General features: G+C 70.2%; 1 protein-coding gene. It reads right to left on the reverse strand.

Annotation, left to right across the window (positions count from 1 at the left end; all coding sequences use genetic code 11):
• On the reverse strand, positions 1-1,043 hold a 1,043-nt coding region (gene ftsA, locus HUK84_RS19805), incomplete at both ends, for a cell division protein FtsA (protein WP_176641734.1).

Below are 1,043 nucleotides of genomic sequence, written 5' to 3' on the forward strand. Positions count from 1 at the left end.
CATGTTGCCCACGCCGTCGAGCAGCGAGGCGCCGCCGGTCAGCACGACGCGCCCGTCGGCGGCGCGGCCGACCCCCGCCGATTCCAGGCGGTCGCGCACCATTTCCAGTGTTTCCTCGATGCGCGGCCGGATGATCGAGACGACCTTGGCGCGCGAGACCTTGACGAAATGGTTGTCGTCGTCGCCGATCAACTGCACGGGCAGCAGGTCGAGATCGTCATCGGCGGAGAGTTCGGCCGAGCCGTACATCGTCTTGAGCCATTCGGCGCTGTCGGGCGAGGTCGAGAGCACGTGGGCGATGTCGCGCGTGACATGCATGCCGCCGACCGGCAGGCAGGCGGTGTGCAGGAGCTGGCCCTCGCCGAAGATGGCGATCGAGGTGGTGCCGCCGCCCATGTCGACCACGGTGACGCCGAGTTCGCGCTCGTCGGCGTCGAGCACCGCGAGGCCGGAGGCCAGCGGGGCGGAGACCAGTTCCTCGATCTTGAGTTCCGCGCGGGTCAGCACGGTTTCCAGGTTGCGCAGCGCCGTGGTGCTGGCGTCGATGACGTGCAGGCGCGAGGTGAGCTGGTCGCACAGATGGCCGCGCGGGTCGGCGACGCCGGCGGTTTCGTCCACCGAGAAATCGAGCGGCATCGTATGCAGGATCGAGCGGCCCTCGGACATCGCGCGCATCCGGCCCTCGGTCACCACGCGGCGGACGTCGGACTCGGTGATCTCGCGCCCGCCCACCGGCCAGCGGACATTGAACAGGCGGCTTTCGGGGTGGCCGCAGGAGAGATTGACGTAGACATTGTCCAGCCGGCGTTCGGCCATGTCCTCGGCCTGGCCCACAGCGGCGCGGATCGCGGCCTCGGCGTCGCGCAGATCGACGATGCCGCCGGAGCGGACCCCATGCGAGCGGCGCCAGCCATGGCCCAGCACCCGCAGCGTGCCGTCGGATTCGCCGCGTCCGATCAGGCACATGATCTTGGTGGAGCCGATATCCAGCACGCCGAAGACCCCCTGCCGCCAGCCGCGCGGCGGGGTGGGCTCGTCGGGCG

Origin of the sequence: Nguyenibacter vanlangensis (genome assembly GCF_013376155.1) — a bacterium.
Classification (GTDB): Bacteria; Pseudomonadota; Alphaproteobacteria; order Acetobacterales; family Acetobacteraceae; genus Gluconacetobacter; species Gluconacetobacter vanlangensis.